The sequence below is a fragment of the Streptomyces colwelliae genome (genome assembly GCF_048158785.1).
In the GTDB taxonomy this organism is placed as follows: Bacteria; Actinomycetota; Actinomycetes; order Streptomycetales; family Streptomycetaceae; genus Streptomyces.
The window spans coordinates 1-2177 of sequence record NZ_JBLTJC010000717.1; the positions used below are offsets into that span (position 1 = coordinate 1).

Consider the following 2177-nt stretch of genomic DNA (forward strand, 5'->3'; position numbering starts at 1 on the left):
ACCTCGCGCTCGTCCGGCTCCCCGTAGACCGCCACGCTGCCCACGACGTCGCCGTCGTCGAGGACCGTGCGGTTCAGCACGCCGGGCAGGGCGCGGATGCGCTTCCAGTGGGCGTCGAAGGCGTCCCGGTCGGTCGGGTCTTTCGCGGTGGGGCGGGATGTCGGTGAAGTGGTGGAACTCGCCGTGGAAGGAGTCGGCGCCCTGCCACAGCGCCCGCCACAGTTCGACCGTCTCGTCGAGGCGGGCGAAGCGGTGTGCCCAGGGGACTTCGGAGAGGTCGTAGAAGGGGCGTCCGAAGCGGCCGGGGTAGCCGGCGCCGACCGCGAGTACGAGGCGGCCGCCGGAGAGGAGGTCGATCGAGGCGAGGGACTGGGCGGCCTGGATCGGGCGGCGCAGGAAGGGGAGCAGGGCTCCGGTGCCGAGGGTTGCCGTGCTGGTTGCCGGGGCGAGGGCGGCGAGCATCGTGAGGGCTTCGACGCGGGGGCTGAGCAGGGAGTCGTTGACGAAGAGGGAGGTGAAGCCGAGGTGTTCGGCGGTGCGGCCGAGGGCGATCAGTTCGCGCGGGTCGTCGTCCTTGGCCCACTGGGCCGTTCCGGTCGGGAGCAGTACGCCGATGTCCATGCGGCCGATGGTCGCCGGGGGCGGGTATGGGCTCAATTCCCCGCGGGGAATGGCTGGTTGGGGCGGGGCGCCGTAGAACTGGGGCGTGGATTTCAGTCAGGTGCTGCGTGAACGTCGTACGGGTCGTCGGTTCAGTCAGCTGGAGTTGGCGCTGCGGGCCGGTACCACGCAGCGGCATGTGAGTTTTGTCGAGTCGGGGCGGTCCGCGCCGGGGCGGGACATGGTCGTACGGCTGGCCGAGGCGCTTGAACTGTCGTTGCGGGAGCGGAACGAGCTGTTGTCGGCGGCCGGGTTCGCGCCGGTGTACGCGGAGAGTTCGCTGGAGGATCCGGTGCTGGCGCCGGTGCGGGAGGCGATCGGGCACATCCTGCGGGGGCATCTGCCGTATCCGGCGGTGGTGGTGGACCGGGGTGGTCAACTGGTCGACGCGAACGGCGCGTTCGGGGTGATCACCGAGGGGGCGGCGGCCGAGCTGCTCGGGCCGGGGACGAATGTGTACCGACTGGCGCTGCATCCGGACGGGTTGGCGCCGCGGATCCTCAATCTCGCGGAGTGGGCGCGGCACATCCTGGCCCGGCTGGGGCAGTTGGGGCAGTTGGGGGAGCTGCGGTCCGAGCTTGCCGGGTATCTGCCCGAACTCGGGCCGGGGGACGGGGCGTTGGGGTTCGCGGTGCCGTTGCGGTTGCGGTCGTCGTACGGGGATTTGCGGCTGATGACGACCGTGACGACCTTCGCCACCGCCGTGGACGTGACCCTCGCGGAGCTGAAGCTGGAGGCGTTCCTGCCGGCGGACGCGGCCACGGCGGGGGCGCTGGCGGCCGCGGCGAGGGATCAGGCTCCGGGGAACATGTAGTCGGTGCGGATGCGGCCGTCGGGGTCGAGCACGAGCAACTCCAGGCCGCCGCCGACCACTTCGCCACCGGCGACGGCCACCGTGTCCCAGCGGAACCGGATCACGCCGTCGAGGCGTACGGCGTCGGTGCGTGGCCGGAAGGTGAACTCGCCCTTCTCGACGAACCGTTCGTAGCTTCGTGTGACGCGGGTCTCGATGGCGTCGTGCCCGTGGGCCCGGAGGGTCGGATGGTCGAAGCCGAGGCCCGCGGCGATCTCGCGGATCTCGGCGGGCGGCTGGAGGACGTGCGTGCCGTCCTCGGCCCAGAGGATCTCGATCGCCGCCCGGCGTCGGGTGGCGTCCGGTTCGGTCCACTGGGCGATGTAACGCTCCGCCAGGTGCTGGGGGTCGGTCGTCTCGGTCATCCGGGGCTCCTTCGGGACTCGCGGCGGGGCCGGTCGGTCGTGTTCGATCGTGTGGTGGGGGCGGGCCGGGGGCAATTCCCGGCCAGGAATAGGCGACACGGGCCCGGGCGCGTGTCTTCCGGTGGGCGCTGGGAGTTGAGAGGGCGACTCCTTTTTCCGCCCTCGGAGGTGGCCCCGTGCGCCCCATGTACGTACCCGTCCGTCTGGCCGCGGCGCAGCCGGGAGCGGTCCGGGATCTCGGTGATGAACTCGCCGTCGTCGCCGTGCGTGCGCGTCACGATGATGGTGTCCGCGGACGG

General features: G+C 71.6%; 2 protein-coding genes and 2 pseudogenes. 1 reads left to right on the forward strand and 3 read right to left on the reverse strand.

Translation table 11 applies throughout. The annotated features are described in order from the left end of the window. Both ACNFOC_RS53555 and ACNFOC_RS53560 read right to left on the reverse strand, forming a co-directional pair. A pseudogene (locus ACNFOC_RS53555) lies at positions 1 to 149 on the reverse strand (GNAT family N-acetyltransferase); the annotation flags it as partial. A gap of 52 nt (positions 150 to 201) precedes the next feature. Beyond that, positions 202 to 621, reverse strand: a pseudogene (locus ACNFOC_RS53560) (LLM class flavin-dependent oxidoreductase); the annotation flags it as partial. An 85-nt stretch (positions 622 to 706) separates the two neighbouring features. On the opposite strand from ACNFOC_RS53560, the gene ACNFOC_RS53565 reads away from it, so the two are divergent. Further along, positions 707 to 1474, forward strand: a complete 768-nt coding sequence (locus ACNFOC_RS53565; RefSeq protein ID WP_416966194.1) for a helix-turn-helix domain-containing protein — start codon at positions 707 to 709, stop codon at positions 1472 to 1474. Here the strand turns inward: ACNFOC_RS53565 and ACNFOC_RS53570 are convergent. Continuing rightward, positions 1453 to 1878 (reverse strand): hypothetical protein, encoded by a 426-nt coding sequence (locus ACNFOC_RS53570; protein WP_416966195.1) that lies wholly within the window; start codon positions 1876 to 1878, stop codon positions 1453 to 1455. The two genes, ACNFOC_RS53565 and ACNFOC_RS53570, sit on opposite strands and share 22 nt — an antisense overlap. Positions 1879 to 2177: the final 299 nt, after the last annotated feature.

Coding starts and splice junctions, on each gene's coding strand:
- ACNFOC_RS53570 (WP_416966195.1), bottom strand. CDS start 1,878: ATGACCGAGACGACCGACCCCCAGCACCTGGCGGAGCGTTACATCGCC.